At 39.4% G+C, this 18,598-nt stretch carries 19 protein-coding genes and 1 tRNA gene; 4 read left to right on the top strand and 16 right to left on the bottom strand.

The window, feature by feature from the left end:
- Positions 1-24 precede the first annotated feature (24 nt).
- The 12 genes from BSEPE_RS02040 to BSEPE_RS01985 all read right to left on the bottom strand — a co-directional run bounded on the left by BSEPE_RS02040 (position 25) and on the right by BSEPE_RS01985 (position 12,878).
- Positions 25-1,920 carry a BRCT domain-containing protein gene (locus tag BSEPE_RS02040; RefSeq protein ID WP_083502952.1) on the bottom strand — a complete coding sequence of 632 codons (1,896 nt, stop codon included), beginning with the start codon at positions 1,918-1,920 and terminating at the stop codon, positions 25-27.
- 6 nt (positions 1,921-1,926) lie between these two features.
- On the bottom strand, positions 1,927-3,060 hold the full coding sequence (gene bamC, locus BSEPE_RS02035; RefSeq protein WP_066043333.1) for an outer membrane protein assembly factor BamC: 1,134 nt from the start codon (positions 3,058-3,060) through the stop codon (positions 1,927-1,929).
- Complete coding sequence (gene dapA / locus BSEPE_RS02030) at positions 3,057-3,950, bottom strand: 4-hydroxy-tetrahydrodipicolinate synthase (RefSeq protein ID WP_066043331.1); 894 nt, start codon at positions 3,948-3,950, stop codon at positions 3,057-3,059. The genes bamC and dapA overlap by 4 nt, the downstream gene beginning before the upstream one ends.
- A gap of 93 nt (positions 3,951-4,043) precedes the next feature.
- Positions 4,044-5,318, bottom strand: coding sequence for an ammonium transporter (locus BSEPE_RS02025; protein WP_066043328.1), 1,275 nt, complete (start codon positions 5,316-5,318; stop codon positions 4,044-4,046).
- Positions 5,319-5,328: 10 nt separating this feature from the next.
- Complete coding sequence (locus BSEPE_RS02020; protein ID WP_066043326.1) at positions 5,329-5,667, bottom strand: P-II family nitrogen regulator; 339 nt, start codon at positions 5,665-5,667, stop codon at positions 5,329-5,331.
- Between the two features lie 86 nt (positions 5,668-5,753).
- Positions 5,754-6,428: a tRNA (guanosine(37)-N1)-methyltransferase TrmD gene (gene trmD, locus BSEPE_RS02015; protein WP_066043324.1), complete on the bottom strand. Its 675-nt coding sequence runs from the start codon at positions 6,426-6,428 to the stop codon at positions 5,754-5,756.
- On the bottom strand, positions 6,425-7,549 hold the full coding sequence (gene dapE / locus BSEPE_RS02010) for a succinyl-diaminopimelate desuccinylase (protein WP_066043291.1): 1,125 nt from the start codon (positions 7,547-7,549) through the stop codon (positions 6,425-6,427). The genes trmD and dapE overlap by 4 nt, the downstream gene beginning before the upstream one ends.
- A gap of 7 nt (positions 7,550-7,556) precedes the next feature.
- Positions 7,557-8,687, bottom strand: a complete 1,131-nt coding sequence (locus BSEPE_RS02005; protein ID WP_066043289.1) for an ATP-binding protein — start codon at positions 8,685-8,687, stop codon at positions 7,557-7,559.
- A 70-nt stretch (positions 8,688-8,757) separates the two neighbouring features.
- On the bottom strand, positions 8,758-9,978 hold the full coding sequence (gene ccmI / locus BSEPE_RS02000; protein ID WP_066043287.1) for a c-type cytochrome biogenesis protein CcmI: 1,221 nt from the start codon (positions 9,976-9,978) through the stop codon (positions 8,758-8,760).
- Positions 9,975-11,888 (bottom strand): heme lyase CcmF/NrfE family subunit, encoded by a 1,914-nt coding sequence (locus tag BSEPE_RS01995; protein WP_066043285.1) that lies wholly within the window; start codon positions 11,886-11,888, stop codon positions 9,975-9,977. Before BSEPE_RS01995 ends, ccmI begins: the two co-directional genes overlap by 4 nt.
- A gap of 5 nt (positions 11,889-11,893) precedes the next feature.
- A complete protein-coding gene (gene serB, locus BSEPE_RS01990) occupies positions 11,894-12,712 on the bottom strand; it encodes a phosphoserine phosphatase SerB (RefSeq protein ID WP_066043283.1) in 819 nt (272 codons plus the stop codon).
- Between the two features lie 81 nt (positions 12,713-12,793).
- Positions 12,794-12,878: transfer RNA gene (locus BSEPE_RS01985), tRNA-Leu, on the bottom strand.
- A 160-nt stretch (positions 12,879-13,038) separates the two neighbouring features.
- Between BSEPE_RS01985 and BSEPE_RS01980 the strand changes: the two genes are divergently transcribed.
- The gene (locus tag BSEPE_RS01980) at positions 13,039-13,248 is read left to right on the top strand and encodes a YgaP family membrane protein (protein ID WP_066043281.1); all 210 of its coding nucleotides are present in this window, start codon (positions 13,039-13,041) and stop codon (positions 13,246-13,248) included.
- Here the strand turns inward: BSEPE_RS01980 and cysG are convergent.
- Positions 13,245-14,636, bottom strand: coding sequence for a siroheme synthase CysG (gene cysG, locus BSEPE_RS01975; RefSeq protein WP_066043279.1), 1,392 nt, complete (start codon positions 14,634-14,636; stop codon positions 13,245-13,247). The genes BSEPE_RS01980 and cysG overlap by 4 nt on opposite strands.
- A gap of 56 nt (positions 14,637-14,692) precedes the next feature.
- Here cysG and BSEPE_RS01970 point away from each other — a divergent pair, with 56 nt between their 5' ends.
- Entirely contained in the window at positions 14,693-15,097 is a 405-nt protein-coding gene (locus tag BSEPE_RS01970; protein ID WP_066043277.1) for a hypothetical protein, read from the top strand.
- Here BSEPE_RS01970 and hda read toward each other — a convergent pair.
- Both hda and BSEPE_RS01960 read right to left on the bottom strand, forming a co-directional pair.
- Positions 15,094-15,771, bottom strand: a complete 678-nt coding sequence (gene hda / locus BSEPE_RS01965; protein WP_066043275.1) for a DnaA regulatory inactivator Hda — start codon at positions 15,769-15,771, stop codon at positions 15,094-15,096. The genes BSEPE_RS01970 and hda overlap by 4 nt on opposite strands.
- Positions 15,768-16,334 (bottom strand): CDP-alcohol phosphatidyltransferase family protein, encoded by a 567-nt coding sequence (locus BSEPE_RS01960; protein ID WP_066043273.1) that lies wholly within the window; start codon positions 16,332-16,334, stop codon positions 15,768-15,770. Before BSEPE_RS01960 ends, hda begins: the two co-directional genes overlap by 4 nt.
- Before the next feature lie 42 nt (positions 16,335-16,376).
- On the opposite strand from BSEPE_RS01960, the gene purM reads away from it, so the two are divergent.
- Together purM and purN are read left to right on the top strand one after the other, a co-directional pair.
- Positions 16,377-17,378 carry a phosphoribosylformylglycinamidine cyclo-ligase gene (gene purM, locus BSEPE_RS01955; protein WP_066043271.1) on the top strand — a complete coding sequence of 334 codons (1,002 nt, stop codon included), beginning with the start codon at positions 16,377-16,379 and terminating at the stop codon, positions 17,376-17,378.
- A complete protein-coding gene (gene purN, locus BSEPE_RS01950; protein WP_066043269.1) occupies positions 17,353-17,931 on the top strand; it encodes a phosphoribosylglycinamide formyltransferase in 579 nt (192 codons plus the stop codon). The genes purM and purN overlap by 26 nt, the downstream gene beginning before the upstream one ends.
- A gap of 22 nt (positions 17,932-17,953) precedes the next feature.
- Here purN and BSEPE_RS01945 read toward each other — a convergent pair whose 3' ends face one another.
- The gene (locus BSEPE_RS01945) at positions 17,954-18,598 is read right to left on the bottom strand and encodes a transposase (RefSeq protein WP_162262078.1); all 645 of its coding nucleotides are present in this window, start codon (positions 18,596-18,598) and stop codon (positions 17,954-17,956) included.

The following is an 18,598-nucleotide window of genomic DNA, read 5'->3' as shown; positions in this document are numbered from 1 at the left end:
ACTTAAATAATGTCGCTGTCAAGTCTAGATTAAATTTAGATACTCTACCTCTGTCAAAATTTCAACCCCAAGCCTCTTGGCGGCTTCAATTTTTTTAGGACCGACTTTTTCGCCAATCACCAAATAATCCGTTTTTGCGTTTACACTGCTAACTACTTGGATGCCAATGGATTTGGCGTGTTTTTTCATCTCATCTCGTGAGGCACTCATTTTACCGGTGAATATAATTTTTTTGCCATTTAATGGATGTGTAAATTCTGCTAAATCTTTTTTTAAAATTGTCAATTCTAAATTAAAGCCTTGTTTAAAAATTAAATCAAATTCTGCTTTAATGGATACCAGTCCATCTATGATGGATTGTGCGCTAAGCTGTGCAAAGCCATCAATATTGGCTATTTGCTGCGCATCTAAGGAAAAAATATCGGTTAATGGGCAAGATTTAAGTAGATTTTCACAATTACCCATCCCCAATCTTTCCACGCCAAATGCCGCTAAAAAGCGCCAATCTTCAATTTGTTCGCTTCTTGATCTTTTTAGTTGCTCAACAAGATTATTGCTGGTTTTTTCACCAAAGCCCATAGCCATCAATGCGTCAGCATCTAATGCGTAAACTTGTGAAATTTTTCGAATATTATGTGTATATAATTTTTTAATTGTAGCGATACCAAAACCGTCATTATTTGCCAATACCTTGAAAAACCACTCCATTCTACCAACGACTTGTGCTGGGCATAATTGATGATTATGACAGATTAAAAAATCAGACTCCCATTGCAAAGACTCGCTGCAACTTGGGCAAGCCGTCGGAATATCGGGCGTTGCTGATTGTAAAACTTTATTTATTTTAGGAATCACCAAGCCGGAACGCGTCAATTCAATGATAGCACCTGCGCCCAGCCCTTGCGCTTTGACCAAGCCATAATGATGCCCTGTGGCACGATGAATGGTCGCCCCACTTAACAAGGTAGGCTCTAACTCTGCCACGGGTGTAATCTTGCCTGTGCGCCCTACTTGTGGGGTAACTGATAATACTTTAACCTTAGCTTTATCGATATTTTCTTTAAAAGCAATCTGCCAACGGTGGAATTTTCTGTTTGCCCCCATTTCAACTTTTAAATTTTCGTTTGTAACCTCAAATACCACGCCATCTACATCAAAATCTATATCTTGCAATACCTGTTTAACAATTCTATCAAAATGCGATGATAATTCATTAATATCACCAGACCATATTGGTAATTGATTGAAGGGCACAAATACAGCGGCTTTATCGGTAATCGCCTGCTTAGCAAGAGGCCCCAATTCTTTTTCTTTAATCAGACTGGCTTGAAAATTGCGCGGATATTCAAAATCATTAGACAAATGCGACTCAAAATAACTTTTTTTAACCACAATTTCGCCCGCCCCCTGTCCTCGCGGTGCGTCATTATAAACCTGCAACCCCCGTTCAAACACTCGGCTAATGTCACTGCCTTTTTTGCCATCGCCTCGCGTGTATAAACGCGTGCCATCGTCATAACCTGCAAAACCATCTAATTTAGCTGTTGCCTTTATTTGAATTTTGTCATCAGCAAGCCCTATGACGGCAGCAGATTTTTGTAATCGCTCTATCCACTTGCTGATTTCTTCCCAAGTATACGCCTTGTCTGTGGACAACATAATTTCAGGTAGTAAGACTTTTTCCTCAGAAAACCCCTGCCCTTCGGGTTCTATCGATTGAAATAGAGAGTGGCTTGGGGCGCGCTCTTTAAGGGCAGCGAGATAGATAAAATCATAATCATTGTCACTAACAATCGGCTCGCCCGCTCGATAAGCGAGATTAGCTGTCTGACAAAATTGCCCTAATTGCTCATCAGATAAATCCTCCGGTGTAATTTTTTGATGGAGAATTTGGTCAATAATGGCTGACGATAACGCCACTTTTACCTAGAATTGTTTGGCAATTTTGCCTAATAATTCATGACTAAAATCAATGGTTTCTTGCTCATTTTTCTCAGTCAAGTCATTGAAATACACCTCTGTTGTAGCGCTACTAATTTGTCTGACAATAATTTGATAGGATTTTCTAATCGCTTTATCGCCCAAAATGCGAGACAAAATACCCTTATCTTTTTCTCTGGCAACATTAACATAAAAACTGCCTTCTTTCACATCTTTGTCTTCAATATCAATGCCTAATTGATCAAGTGCCCAGCCTACGCTTTCCCAAGTGTCATACTTATTTAAAGAGAATTGAAGTTTCGCATAGCCACCAACACCCTTAACCAACTTTACACTTGATTGTTTTTTCTCTTTGGTTTTGGCAATTTGCACTCTCGCTTTAGCATGATCGCCACCTAGATAGACCATAAATCGGTAAAGCATTTCTGTTTCTAAAGACGCATCCTTAGGGCGTGCTTGCCAAATGGTATTTTCGCTTTCCCCACCCTGATTGGCAATCACTTCTTCCATAGAATTCAGCGTTAAATAAACTTCCGTTTTCTTGCCATTGGCAGTGGGTTCAATTCTCACTCTGTATTTATCAATAATCGGCAATGCGTATCTTGCTTTGATGGCTTTTTTCAACATTGACCTAATCAATCCAACAGACTGGTCGGGGATTTCAGGACGATTTTCTAAAAAATCCGTTTCCATAATGCCAACTTTCTTGTTAGTTTTCTTAATTGCAAAACCGTGTGACTTAAAGAAAGACCTAGCCAAGTTCCACACTACATCTGGTTTTTTATCAACAATCAACCAGCGAATTTGACCCAACTTCTTAACTTCAATGCTAGAAGGTGTGGCCAATATTTTTGATACTTTGCCCTGCACAGAATCGTTTTTAGAGAAGCTAACCGTGTCTTCTTTGATATTTGACACATACTCACTTAATTTAAAAGCATTTTGAGAGCTTGGCTTAGTCAAATCTGGCGGGACCTCTAAAGAAGTCACAGTTTTATTGGCGTAATATTGAATATCTCTTTCACCTAAACCCACTTCTTTCTTTTTCTTAAATTGATCCAATGAAAAACAACCTGCTACAGAAAAGGCAAGTAAGGTTACCGTTACTATTTTTATCATGTTATTACTCCTAAGTTAACTAAGTCTTGCTCTAATATTTCACGAGCGTCTATTGATAATTTTGTCAGTGGAAGGCGAATACCTGACTCGCATTTACCCATTGTATGCATTGCCCACTTCACTGGAATTGGATTTGATTCAATAAATAAATGTTGATGTAGATTATATAAGTTTGCATCAATGTCTTGAGCGCTTTTTTTATCTTCTTCAGAGGCCGCTTGATAGGCGTCCGAGACTAATTTTGGTGCCACATTGCAAGTCACTGAAATACCGCCATGGCCACCCATTAAGATAAAATCCACCGCAGTTACATCATCGCCACTATACAATAAAAAATCATCTGGACACTTATCCATCAATGCTTGAGCCACTAATAAATCACCTGTTGCATCTTTAATGCCGATAATATTGTCAATTGCCGACAAACGCACCGCTGTTTCTACTGACAAATCTACTGCCGTTCTACCAGGAACATTGTACAAAATTTGATCAATATCAACCGCCTTAGCAATGGCTTTATAATGTTGGTACAAACCCTCTTGTGTCGGCTTGTTGTAATAAGGGGTAACCAATAAACACGCATCTGCGCCCATATCTTTGGCTGCTTGCGTCAATTCAATCGCCTCAGAGGTAGAATTTGCACCCGTGCCAGCAATGATAGGAATTCTGCCCTTGGCAAGATCAATGGTTTTTTTCATTACCTTGATATGCTCAATATGATTAAGCGTTGCACTTTCACCTGTCGTACCCATAGAAACAATGGCTTTAGTGCCATTTTCAATATGAAATTCAATCAAATCTGCAAGGGCATCAAAATCTACCGAGCCATCTTCAAGCATCGGGGTAATAAGGGCAACCATGGCGCCCGTTAATGGGTGTTTAATTCGCATTGCATTATTATATATAAATTGTACGGTTTTTAGACATAAAAAAGCCCACTAAACAAAAAAATATTTAACGGACTTACTATCATTCAATTAAATTTATAAATTATAACCCACTTCCTCATGAGAAGTAATGTCCAGACCTTGCTGTTCTTCCTCAGCGCTCACTCTTAAGCCGGTTATCATGCCAACCACTTTAAGAATAAGATAAGTTGCAACCGCCGTATAAGAAAAAACCGCTATCACGCCGATGAATTGCACGCCCAATTGCGAAGCAATCGTCATCCCCTCTGCCAGTCCTTGTCCGCTGAATAGCCCTAACTCACTTGAAGCAAATATACCTGCCATCATCGTCCCTAAAATACCACCGACACCATGCACTGGAAAAACATCAAGAGAATCATCAATTTTCCATTTTTGTTTGATGATAATCACAGCATTAAAACAGACAATACCCGCAACAAAACCTATTATTAATGCACCCGCTGGACCCACAAATCCTGAGGCAGGTGTAATTGTTCCTAAGCCAGCAACCATACCCGTTACTGTACCTAATGCAGTTGGCTTACCAAACTTAATCCACTCATAGAACATCCAAGTCATTGCTGCTGTTGCTGCTGAGATATGCGTTACTAGCATTGCCATTGCCGCATCGCCATTCGCCGCCAACGCTGAACCCCCATTAAAGCCAAACCAACCGACCCATAACATGCCAGCACCCGTCACTACCATGGTCATATTGTGTGGCGGCATAGGTGTTTTTAAAAAGCCTTTGCGTGGACCGAGGACAATCGCCGCCACTAAGGCGCCAACACCCGCAGTAATGTGAACAACCACTCCACCCGCAAAGTCCAATAAACCCATCTCTTGCAGCCAACCGCCACCCCATACCCAATGCGTAATCGGTGCATAAACCACAATCAACCAAATCGCACTGAACAGTAATACCGCTGAGAATTTCATTCTTTCAGCAAAGCCACCAATAATTAATGCTGGGGTGATAATTGCAAAAGTCATTTGGAATAATGCGAACAAACTCTCAGGAATATCGCCACTCATCGAGCCTTCTAATACACCCGAAAGCATAAACTTGGACAGTCCACCAAGGTATGAATTACCCTCAGCGAAAGCGATTGAATACCCTGCCACTAACCATAAAACCGATACAATACCCGCAATCGCAAAACACTGCATCAATACCGATAAAATATTCTTACTGCGAACCAGTCCACCATAAAATAACGCCAAACCTGGTAATGTCATAAACAACACTAGCGCTGTTGAAGTTAAAATCCACGAAGTATTTGCACCATCTAATTCACTCGCAAACACACCCATCGGCATCAATGCCAACATTAATAATGCTTTTTTCATTTTTTACCCCTTATAATGCATCTTGATCAGTTTCGCCCGTTCTAATGCGAACTACTTTTTCCAAATTACTGACAAAAATCTTGCCGTCACCGACCTTACCCGTATTGGCGACATTCGTAATTGCCTCAATAACATCACCCAACTTAGACGCTGAAATCGCAATTTCTAACTTAATCTTAGGTAAAAAATCAATCTGATACTCTGCACCACGATACATCTCTGTGTGGCCTTTTTGACGACCAAAACCTTTAACTTCAGTCACGGTAATACCAGAAACACCTGCTTCTGATAACGCTTCTCTGACATCGTCTAATTGATGTGGTCTGAGAATTGCTGTTACAAATTTCATATATTCCCCTTTGTATAACAATAAAAATCTTATTATACATAAAGGCAAAGCCATGTGAAAACAGAGTCTTAACTTATAAGCCGGGCTTATAAGTTGGATAAGTCGGGTCGTTTTTTATTTGTATGTTCTTTGGCTTTCTGTGCACGCCAAGCATCAATATTAGCCTGATGTCCACTCAATAAAACCTTTGGTACAATCTGTCCATCGATGACTTCTGGACGCGTGTAATGTGGACAATCTAGCCCCCCATCTACAAAAGAATCCTTTAAAGAATCTTGATTTCCCAGCACCCCTTCAATCTGACGACTTACTGCATCAATAACAACCATTGCCGCCAACTCTCCCCCGCTAATAACAAAATCCCCAATAGAAATTTCTCTATCCACATCACGCTCAATCACCCTTTCGTCCACCCCTTCATAACGCCCACAAAGTAATGTGATAGACGCCAGTTTTGACAATTCCAGCGCAAGTTTATGTGTTAATTTCTGACCCTGTGGCGACAAATAAATAACCTGCGTATCAGGGTTTTTCTGCTTGATAGCATTAATACAATCGCGAATAGGTTTGACCTGCATCACCATCCCCGCACCCCCACCATAAGGTGCATCGTCAATATTGCGGTGCTTATTGTCGCTAAAATCACGCAACTGCCAAGTATCGATAGTAAGTAGAGATTTTTTGATTCCGCGTGCAATCACCCCTTCTTCTTTAATTGCATTAAACATCTTAGGAAATAGGGTAATTACATCAAAAATCATAACAAGATATTTTTTAAGATTTGATAATAAATTTTACTTAAATCATCCAAATCTTGCACGCTCACGCACTCATCCACTTGATGAATGGTTGCGTTTAAAGGGCCAAATTCCACCACCTGTGCATCTAAAATCGGTGCGATGAAACGACCATCGGAAGTGCCACCTGAAGTAGATAATTCACTGTCGACACCTTTAATGTCTTTAATCGCTTTTACACAAGCACTGACCAAATCGCCTTTTGGTGTTAAAAATGGGTAGCCAGAATGATTCCAGTCTATTTTGTATTTAAGCCCATCTGCATCCAAAATATCTTCCACTCTCTTTTGCAATTCTTCGTGTGTCACTTCGCTAGAATAACGAAAATTAAAGACCATTTCCACTTCACCTGGAATAACATTAGTCACGCCAGTGCCTGAATGAATGTTTGACACTTGAAAGCTGGTTTTTGGAAAATATTCATTACCCTCGTCCCAAACTTCGGTAATCAAATTGTTCAATACTGATGCCAACAAATGAATTGGGTTATTTGCCAAATGTGGATAAGCAATATGTCCTTGTTTGCCAAACAAAGTTAGCGTGCCATTGAGTGAACCGCGTCGTCCATTTTTAATAACATCACCCAAGACATTAACAGAAGAAGGCTCACCCACCAAACAGTAATCAACACTCTGCCCAATATTATTCAAATATTCACAAACCTTAACCGTGCCGTCAATTGCAGGACCCTCTTCGTCGGCTGTAATCAAATAACCAATACTGCCCTTATGGTCTGGAAAATCCGCTAAAAATCGCTCAGTTGCTGTCACCATCGCTGCCAGCGAACCTTTCATATCCGCCGTACCACGACCATACAACAACCCGTCAATCACTGTCGGCTCAAATGGATTTGTTTTCCAATTTGACCCAATAGGCACAACATCTGTATGCCCTGCAAAAACAAACACAGGTGATTCTCTGCCATGCTTCGCCCAAAAATTATCCACTTCCCCAAACTTTAAATCCTTGATTTCAAAGCCAACTTTTTTCAATCTATCAATCATTAATTTTTGACAACCCTTATCATTAGGCGTTACTGAATCAATAGAAATTAAATTTTTTGCTAATTGTAAAGTGTTACTCATAATTTTTCTACATATATAAAGTTGTTAAATAGGACTGTGCATTTCTCACTTCAATTAAAGATTCTATGCGCTCATTTTTAAGATTTTTTACTAATTGTATTGCCTTAGGAAATTGGTATTTTTTTTGAAAATAAAGTAACGACGAACTGAGTTTTATATCTGACAGTTTAACCTCTATCACCACATCTATTTCATTATCCACCACCAATGCAAAATCAATTTCCTTTTTATCTTTAGTGCGAATATACGACAATTTGGTTCTGACACCTTGATAATCTTCAATGGCTTGCTGGTGTTTTAACAGGCTTATTGCGACAAAATTTTCAAATTTTATGCCATCATCATCTTTCACCATGCCATTGTCAAAAAAATACACTTTACTTTCTTTTAGCAATGAGCGTTCAATATTTTTATGGTAAGGCGTTACTTTGAATATAATCATTAATGCTTCAAATATTTCAATATAACGCTTAACCGTATTTGCTGAACATGCTAAATCCCTTGCCAAACTGCTATACGAAATCGGAGAACCGACCCTTGTCCTTAATAATTCTAATAGTAATTGAATGGCTTTGAAATCATGTATTTTTTCAAAATCTAAAATATCGGTGCGAATTAAACCATCAATATATTGCAACCGCCAACGATTTGCATCCTCGGTCGATTCCGCTAAAAAAGGTTCTGGAAACCCCCCTCTTTCAATCAATCTATCAATCGTATTATTATCTATATCGCCCACCTGTAGCAACTCAGACAAGCTAAATGGATTAAGTCGATGAGAGAAAAAACGCCCTGCAAGCGAATCCCCTGTTTGTCTAAAAGTTTCCAGTCGAGCGCTGCCCGTTACCAAAATTTGCAGACCGTCAGATTTAGTGTCATATAAACCTTTTAGGTAATTTTTCCAATTGGGCATTTTATGTAATTCATCTAACACCAATAATGTGACACTCGGCAACCAATTCATTTGCTCAATTTGCGCTCTGTGCTCAAAATTGTCATAATTCAAATACAGGTTTGATTGGGTATCGCCAATTAAGGACAAAGATAAAGAAGTTTTTCCTACTTGCCTTGGTCCGGTTAAGAAAACCATTTTCTTAGTTAAATCTTGCGTAATTTTCTGTAATTGAACTCTATTCATAGCGACATTTTAGCAGTAAAATTCAGAATAGTCGAGACTATTTAGAATTTTACTGCAAAATAGTCGTATTTTATTTCAATTCTAAGTTAATTATTGGATTATTTGCCACATCAATCACAGCACTCACCGCCTCAATATCGCCCGCCTGTCTGATTGCTAAACCTGATTTGCTTAGGCGTGCCACGGCAAGCACTTTAGAGGCTTGTGACAGTTTTCTCGTTGGCATAACTGAATTTTCATCAACTAATGTCACTACACCTGTGAAATCTTTAAGTTTGATTTTTTGAATGGCAATCGGCATTGGTCTGCCTTGTGCGGCTTTGGCATATACCATCAAATAATGATTAGCAAACTCAGTTTGACGCAAACGCTCAGACAAAGTGATATTAATCACGACTTGCGTTGGCGCCACTATCGATTCACCCCCTAAGCCCGGCTTAACTAAGCCGGGCTTAGGGGTTTGTATTTGCACCAACTCATCTAACATACGCTGTAAGGTCATGCTATCTGCTTGATTTTCAGGCAATATTGATAATGCTTTTTTCCAAAGTAACTGCGTCAAATCTATTTGCTGTGCATTCAACGCTACCCAGCCTGCCAAATACAGGGCATCTGGATTATTCGGATTGATTTCCAACGCCTCGCGCACCAAAGTAGAAACACGCCCTCTAAATTGGTTGCCCTGAGATTTTGCCAAGGTTGAGGCGTACTCTGTGAGCATTGCTTCATTTTTTGGATTTAATTGATACGAACGCTCGTATGCTTCCAAGGACTCATCTAATTTATTAGCATCAAATAACGCCAATCCTAACATTCTCCATGCTTGCGAATCCTTAGATTTATCTTTTAAATGCGCCTTAATTTCAACAATACTTTCTGCTAAAGTCGGTGGTGGTCCTGCTTGTAAGGCTTCTGCAGTTATTGCCTTTTGAGAAGTAATTGAATGCGAAGTCAATGCTTGATAAATGACCACAGATACAATAGATAAAACCGTTACAATCAACATCGTCAACCAAATCGGCGTTGGTTTTTGCGTTTTAACGACGGTTGCCGTTTGTGTCATTTCCATGGCTAACACTTGTGCAATTTCTTCTTTGGCTTGCTCATACACAGTCTCATCAATTAAATCTTTATCCAAGTCTTGCTCTAATTCTGCCTGCTTTTGTCTACCCAAAGCAATGTTGGATTGTTCCAAATCAATATCATTACTTTTTAGCGGACGATACAAAAACCAAATCAGCCATAACGCCGATATTACCAACATCGAAGCAAACCATAAATATAAACTCATGTTTTTCTCCTTGCTTGTAAACGGTAGCGCCCATCAAAAGCTGCCAATAGCGCACCTAATGCAATCAACAATCCGCCTAACCAAATCAAACGAATTAACGGCTTATAATACAGCCTCAAACTCCATGCACCCTTGCCTAAGTCTTCACCTAAAGCAACATACAAATCACGGAACAACGACGGGTCAATAGCCGCCTCTGTCATCGGCATCCCTGTCACATATTGGCGTTTTTCAGGTTGTAAGGTCGCAATTTTTTTACCGCCCTCGTACGCCACATCAATCACACCCTTATGTCCCGTATAGTTTATCCCTTGAAGCGTCGTCACCCCTTTAAAAGTAAAATCATAACCTTCAATAGTCGTGGTCTCATTCAGCGTCAACTTAATATCTTTTTCCACGCCAAATTGCGTGGTTATCGTGGCGCCGAATAAAAATACTGCGATGCCGATATGCGCAACTAACATACCAACAAATGCCATACTCGGCTTGCCCTTCTGCGCCAATCTTTGTGCTAATAATAATAGCGAATGCAATACAATCCAAGAAGACAAGAAAGTTGCTAATGTTACGAAAATATTCTCAACCACCAAATAAGTAATTAGCGTAATGGTCGAGACAACAAATGCAATATGTATAGTCGCATCCACCACTCTATCTAACTTATCCCTCTTCCAGCGCAAGTAACCACCGATTGCCATTGCCAAAACTGCCGGTATCATAATCGGAATAAACACCGCGTCAAAATACGGCGCACCCACCGAAATCTTACCCAGCCCCAAACCATCTAACAACAACGGATACAGCGTTCCCAAGAACACACTGAGCATTGCTGCCACTAGTAAAATGTTATTCATCAGCAATCCGCTTTCTCTTGACAATGGTGCAAAGCTGTTATTACTACGCATTAAATTCGCACGCCATGCATACAAACCCAGCGATCCACCAACCACAATAACCAAAAACACCAGAATAAACAAACCTCGCTCAGGGTCGGCAGCAAATGAATGCACCGAAGTTAAAATACCTGAACGCACCAAGAAAGTGCCTAATAAACTTAAAGAAAATCCAGAAATAGCAAGCAATACTGTCCAATGCTTAAACGCCCCGCGTTTCTCACTCACACTCAAAGAATGCACCAAAGCCGTTGCCACTAGCCACGGCATAAATGACGCATTTTCAACTGGATCCCAAAACCACCAGCCACCCCAGCCGAGTTCATAATACGCCCACCAAGAACCCAAAGTAATGCCGAAAGTTAAAAACGCCCACGCCACCAAAGTCCACGGACGCGACCAGCGCAACCAAGTAGAATCCAGCTGTCCACGAATCAACGACGACAGCACAAACGCAAACGGAATTGCCATCCCTACATAACCCATATACAGCATCGGCGGATGAATAATCAAACCAAAATCTTGCAACAATGGATTAAGCTCACGCCCCTGCATCGGAATAATATCCAAGCGTTCAAATGGATTAGAGGTCAACAACAAAAATAAAATAAAGCCAATACTAATCAGCCCTAAAATAATCAAAATATGATTTAAAACCTGGGCAGGTAGGCGTTTGGAAAAAATAGAAACTGCCACGCTCCATACCGATAATATCAACGCCCATAACAATAAAGAACCTTCATGCGCACCCCAAACTGCTGACATTTTAAAAATATCAGGCAAATTGGTATTTGAATTACTGGCAACATATTTAACTGAAAAATCATCCACTAAAAAACTGTTCGTTAATATTGCAAATGATACAATCAACCAGAAAAACTGCATCCACAACAAAGGTCTGGAAAGTTGCGTCAATGCAAAATTACCACGCACCAAACCAATACTCGGCAACACAACTTGTCCTATAGTGACAATTAAGGCCAAAATTAATGCAAAATGTCCAATTTCAGGTAGCATAATTTTTATCCGTTAAATAAATCCACTATTTTATCCAAACCGCCGTGATTAATGACGATATCTGCTTTCTTAATTACCGCAGGTTTTGCATGATACGCCACCGACAATCCTGCCACCGCCATCATCTCCAAATCATTCGCCCCATCACCTGCCACAATCACCTGACTCAGTGACAATTGATACTGTTGACACAACTCAGCGACAAATTCTGCTTTGGCAGTCGCATTAATAATCTCGCCTTTGACTTCACCTGTCAACTTGTCATCAACAATTGCCAAAGTGTTCGCGCGATCGTGATCTAATCCAATATCGTGCGCCAATCGATGGGTAAAGTAAGTAAAACCTCCAGAGACAACTGCAGTTTTTACCGCTCGTTTTTTAAAAAATTGCACCAACGCCTCACCGCCTTCATTCACCTGTAAGCGCTCCTCGTAAACACGATTCAACACCGATACGCCTAACCCCCTCAACAAAGACACTCGCTCAATCAACGATGCATTAAAATCCAACTCCCCCTGCATCGCCCGCTCAGTAATCCCTGCCACCTGCGGTTTAAGATTAGCAAAATCCGCAATCTCATCAATACATTCAATATTAATCAGCGTCGAATCCATATCACTGACAAAAAGCCCCGCCTGCGCAAAATCAAACACTGGTAAATAGTTAATATCCACCTCAAATTTAGTACGCAAAGCCACAATGTCAACCTTCCACTCTACTTGAAAACGAAAATGCGAAACCTTTTGCTCAAACCCTACCCCTAACAAATCCGCCATCTGCATGGCAATATCTGATTTTTTGGAATGTAAAATAAGGGTGTACATAAGCGATAATTTTACCTAACAGTCTCCTAAGCAACAGACATAAAAAAAGGACACAAAACATGTCCTTTTTTCTACTAAATATGGTGCGGAAGGAGAGACTCGAACTCTCACATCTTTCGATACTGGAACCTAAATCCAGCGTGTCTACCAATTCCACCACTCCCGCTTTAAAGAAAAGCATTATACCTAAAATTAAAATAATTTCATTTACAAATAAATTAATGTTTATAAAATTTATAAAAGTGGGTTTTTGATAGTTATCCATATTTATACAAAGGTCTCATAATGTTAAAATAACATCTTTTTAATTAACAATGGAGACAATAATGACAGTGAATAATGCAGTAATGGCAATGGCAGGGGTTTTTATTATGGGGTCACTTTATTTAAGTGGTATTAATTTTAGTGAGCCAAATTGGTTGTGGTTAACTTTTTTTGTTGGTTTTAACTTGTTTCAATCGGCATTTACTGGATTTTGTCCAGCAGCAAAAATATTTAAGGCACTTGGCGTCAAAGATAAAGATTGTTGTTCTTAGGATTGCTTTTCAGCGTCAAACCAGTTTAATTTCTTCCTTAACTTAACCACTTCACCAACGATAATTAGCGTTGGCGCACGAATGGTTTCGTTTGCCACAAGGTGGGGCAATTCTGCCAAAGTGGTGGTGTGAACTTTGTGGTCCGGGGTGGTGCCTTTTTCCACCAGAGCGACTGGCATTGCACTGCGCATACCGTGTGCGATGAGTTGTTCTGATAGGTGTTGTGCACCTTTGAGCGCCATATAGAAAACAATGGTTTGTTGTTCAACGGCCAACTCATTCCATGGTAAATTCATACTGCCGTCTTTTAAATGTCCAGTGACAAAGCGACAAGATTGGGAATAATCACGATGCGTGAGTGGGATGCCTGAATAAGTGGAGCAACCAGATGCAGCAGTGATGCCAGGCACGACTTGAAAGGGGATGTTATTTTCTGCAAGGGTTTCAATTTCTTCACCGCCACGACCGAAGATAAACGGGTCTCCACCCTTAAGGCGACAAACGCGCCTACCTTGCTTAGCTAAATCGACCAGTAATTGATTAATACCGTCTTGTGGGACACTGTGATTGTCGCGTTCTTTACCAACATAAATTAACTCAGCATCTCGCCTAACCAACTCCATTACTTCATCAGATACTAAACGGTCATGCAAAATTACATCCGCTTGTTGTATTAAACGCAAGGCTTTGAAAGTCAACAAATCTGGATCACCTGGGCCGCCACCGACTAAATAAACTTCGCCAATTTCGCTGTCGGTACTAGCATCAAGTTGAGCCTGTAAATCAACTTGTGCCTCATCAGTTTTGCCGGCAAAAACTTTCTCTGCAACAATACCTGAAAAAGCTTTTTCCCAAAAATAACGACGGTCTTCAATGTTATTGAATTTAGCTTTAACTTGGTCGCGAAAATTACCTGCTAGGCTCGCTAATTTTCCGTAAGCATTAGGGATGGTACTTTCTAATTTTGCACGAATAAGGCGAGCCAACACGGGGGCTTTTCCTGCTGACGAAATGGCAATGACAATCGGGCTTCTGTCAACGATAGATGGCATAATAAAACTGCATAAATCTGGCGAATCAACAACATTCACAGGAATATTTGCAGCCTTTGCCAAATCAGAAACCTGAGTATTGAGCACTGCGTCATCTGTTGCCGATACGATTAAAACTTGGGCATTAACATCACTTATCTCAAAGCCTCTATTTACCACAGTAATTTTATTGTCTTTTGCTAACAACGCAACACCGTCACAAATCTCTGGAGAAATACAAGTAATTTGCGCATCTGCCTTTAATAATAAGTTGATTTTACGATAAGCAATATCACCGCCACCAACAACCAAGCAAGGTCTTTGTACAATATCAATAAAAATTGGGAAGTAATCCATGGTCGTTTAACAGTGAAACTCAAAGTGCATATTATAATGTGTAAAATACTCGTGGTATGCTAAACAAACACTATACTTGCCCCTTTTCTCATTTAATTTTGAGTGGTCGTTGTGGCTGTAAATTTGCCGCCAAAGATTGCATAGCAGAAAAAGAATTCGGCGCTTGCTTAAATGAATCAGCATCAAATGACTGTTCTGCCTTGTATCAGAATCTGCGAGCCAATAGTGATTTTGCCCTGAAATCACACCATCAATCCAATTTATCTGTCGGACAGCAAGCAAAAATTAAAATGGGTGGTTTGCTTGCCTTGCAAGAAATCATCTATCAATCATCTGAGAATAACATCAAAAATATTACTGCATTAGTTGATAATATAAAATCAGAATACGGTGATTTTAAGCGTCTGCCTTTCTCGCAATTAATGCCAAAAATCTCTCAATTCAAATTTAGAACGCGTTAATTTAAATCCAAGACTTCTTTGACTAAGGGGATGGTGATTTTGGTTTTTTTCTGCAAAGAGATTTCATCTAATCGATTGATGGCACTCATTAAATCGCTTAAATCTCTTGAATAATGTTTGAATAAATAAGTGTATATCTTAGTATCAATACGGATGTTTTTATCGGTCACTTTACCTTGCAAAATGACGGTTTTTTGTTCATCACTTAAAACTTCCAAAGTGAAATTCATCGCTAAAGACAATCGGGTTTTTAAGTCTTTTAACAAGTTCAATTGATTCGGTAGATTTTTTGCGCTAACAATCAATTTAACTTGCGTTTGTTTAATTTGATTATATAAATCAAACAACTGCTGCTGTTGCACGCTATCAGCAACATCAATATTATCAATACAGACCCAATCTATATCAGACAAATTTACAATAAAACCCTCGGGTAATTCCTCTTTGATGTCTATATAAATTGCGTTGAGTTGCTTGTTCATCGCTGCAAAAGTGCAGGCCTGCAAGAGGTGAGTTTTTCCTGTAGATTTACTACCCGATATCATCACAACATTTGAGTTATTATCCAAAAATAGTGTTTCGATGAAAGTCAAAATTTGCTTATTTTTATCCCCAATAAAATTACTTAGTTGCATTTTTGCATTTAATAAAACCGGGAGTCCGAGTTGTTTCATTGGTGTTTTTGTTTTTCTTGAAAAATGGCTTTTTCAGACCAAATCCAAATATAATCTGCACCACTTAACACAGTGGAGGTGGCAACAATGATAAAGAAAATCGCATGCCATTCAACCAAGGCGGGATATAGACCTGTTGCTACTAAAAATAACACTAATGTAATTTGCAAGGCTGTGTTAATCTTTGATAATTTTGAAGGAGAAAGCAAGCTATTTTCAAGTTCTCTATCACCCATAAAGCTACCAACTGTACCTGATACAATCATCAAGTCTCGCACAAAAATCAATGCCAACAGCCATAACGGCAACAAACCAATAAGATATAGCGTAATAAAACTGCTGACCAACAAAAGTTTATCGGCAGCAGGGTCAAGGATAGAACCGAGTCTAGTTTGACACGAAAAACGCTTGGCAACCCAGCCATCTAAGGCATCGGTAACGCCCGCAACAAAGAACAGCATCATTGCCCAAGAGAAATGATGATTTAACAAAAATAAAACCACGGGGACTGTTAAAATAATGCGTAAAATTGACAGCGCGTTTGGAAGGGAAGAAAGGTTCATTTTTAAACAGATAAAATTAATTAATTATACGGAAAAAAATCTATGTCATCATTGACTTATCAAGACTCTGGCGTTGATATTAATAAAGGTAACGAGCTAATCGAACAGATTAAACCGATTGCAAAATCCACCGCTCGCGAAGGTGTGTTGGCAGGTTTGGGTGGATTTGGTGCGATGTTTGAGTTACCTATCAATCGATATAAAAACCCTGTTTTAATCTCAGGCACCGACGGTGTTGGTACCAAACTTAAAGTTGCTGAAATGTTAAACAAGCATGATACCATTGGTATTGACTTAGTGGCAATGTGCGTCAATGATTTAATCGTACAAGGCGCAGAGCCGTTATTTTTCCTTGACTATTATGCAACGGGAAAACTCAATACCGACATTGCTGTTTCTGTGATTTCAGGCATTGGCGAAGGCTGCAAGCAATCAGGTTGTGCATTAATCGGTGGCGAAACTGCTGAGATGCCGGGTATGTATGCCGGCGAAGATTATGATTTGGCAGGTTTTTGTGTTGGCATCGCCGACAAAAAAGATGTGATTGACAGCAGTAAAGTCAAAAACGGCGACCACATCATTGCCCTTGCTTCATCAGGTCCACACTCAAATGGTTACTCATTGATTCGCAAAGTTTTAGAAAGCGTTGAACCGACTGAAGAACAATTGCAACAATTAATCGAGCCGACTAAAATCTATGTTAAATCTGTCTTGTCCTTATTAAAAACACACACCGTTCACGCCATCTCACACATTACAGGTGGAGGCTTGTTAGAAAATATTCCTCGCGTTTTGCCCGATGATTTGGCAGCAAAATTAGACAGCACTTCATGGGCATTACCCGAAATTTTCCAATTTCTACAAGACACTGGCAACATCGAATTAACGGAAATGTATCGCGTCTTTAACTGTGGTGTTGGCATGGTATTAGTATTAAGCGCTGAAGAAAGCGCTGACGCCATTAAACACTTAGAGGCACAAGGTGAGAAAGCATGGCTAATCGGAGAGATTGTTAAAAATGACGGTAAACAGGTCATTATCTAATGTTATTGTGTTGATTTCGGGCTCTGGCTCAAATCTACAATCCCTCATCGACAACGCTGATGATATTGGCATCAAAATTGAATGTGTCATCAGTAATAAAGCCGACGCTTTTGGCTTAGAACGCGCCAAAAAAGCTGGAATTCTCACCAAATTCATTAGCCACACTCAATACGATTCCCGTGAGTCATTTGATAACGCGCTCACCCAGCATATTAACACTTTCAATCCAAAATTAATCCTATTAGCAGGCTTTATGCGTATTTTATCTGCTGATTTTATCAACGCATTCACAGGCAAAATCATCAACATCCACCCTGCCCTACTGCCAAAATTCAAAGGCTTAAATACGCACCAACGCGCCATTGATGCTGGTGAAAAATACGCAGGTGCAACCGTACATTTTGTTACCAATGAATTGGATTCAGGTGCAATCATCTTACAAAAATCCATTACCATCAAAGCAACTGATGACGCAGAATCCTTAGCAAAAAAAGTTTTAGAACAAGAACATATCCTCTATCCAGAGGCAATTAAAAAAATCCTACTCTCATAAATCACCAACTTAGACGCCGGGCTTATAAGTCATCATTTATATTTTTAGTATAATCTTTATTCTGAGTAAAATAATCAGACTGTAAATAAGCATATTCTTCATAAGAATTCATACTGTCAATAATTTGATTAACTTCTTCAATGTCAAGAATGTTATCGTTTACGCCTAAATAACTGGAAAAACTAGAGGAAACTAAATTTTTCTGCGGATCAATTCTATGATGACGATAATTCAAATTAACATAGACAGATAAAAAAGATAGCGCCTCATACCCTTCAATTTGATTCGCCTTAAATCTACCTTGAAATAATGCTCCAGAACGCTGATACTTTTTATTAAAAAATTTAACATATCCTGTGCACAGTCGTTGCATAAATTTAGCAACACCATTTTCAACTTGTGGCTTTAAAATCAAATGAAAATGATTAGGTAATAAACAGTAAGCAACAATACTTACCAACTTATACGCCGGGCTTATAAGTTTTTGATTGCAAGGCAAATTTTGATGGTAAACCCCTCCAAATGATTCTGTATTATTAAAATCATGCATTCTATCAAGAAAATACTTCAAATCTTCCCTATCCTGAAATATGACACGCCTGTCAATGCCACGATTGAATACATGGTAATAATTATCAGTTAGAATAATGGTTTGTCTTTGAGCCAT

This window comes from endosymbiont of Bathymodiolus septemdierum str. Myojin knoll (genome assembly GCF_001547755.1).
Classification (GTDB): Bacteria; Pseudomonadota; Gammaproteobacteria; order PS1; family Pseudothioglobaceae; genus Thiodubiliella.
The sequence above is the reverse complement of the archived record's forward strand: the minus strand, read 5'-3'. Positions and strand labels throughout refer to the sequence as shown.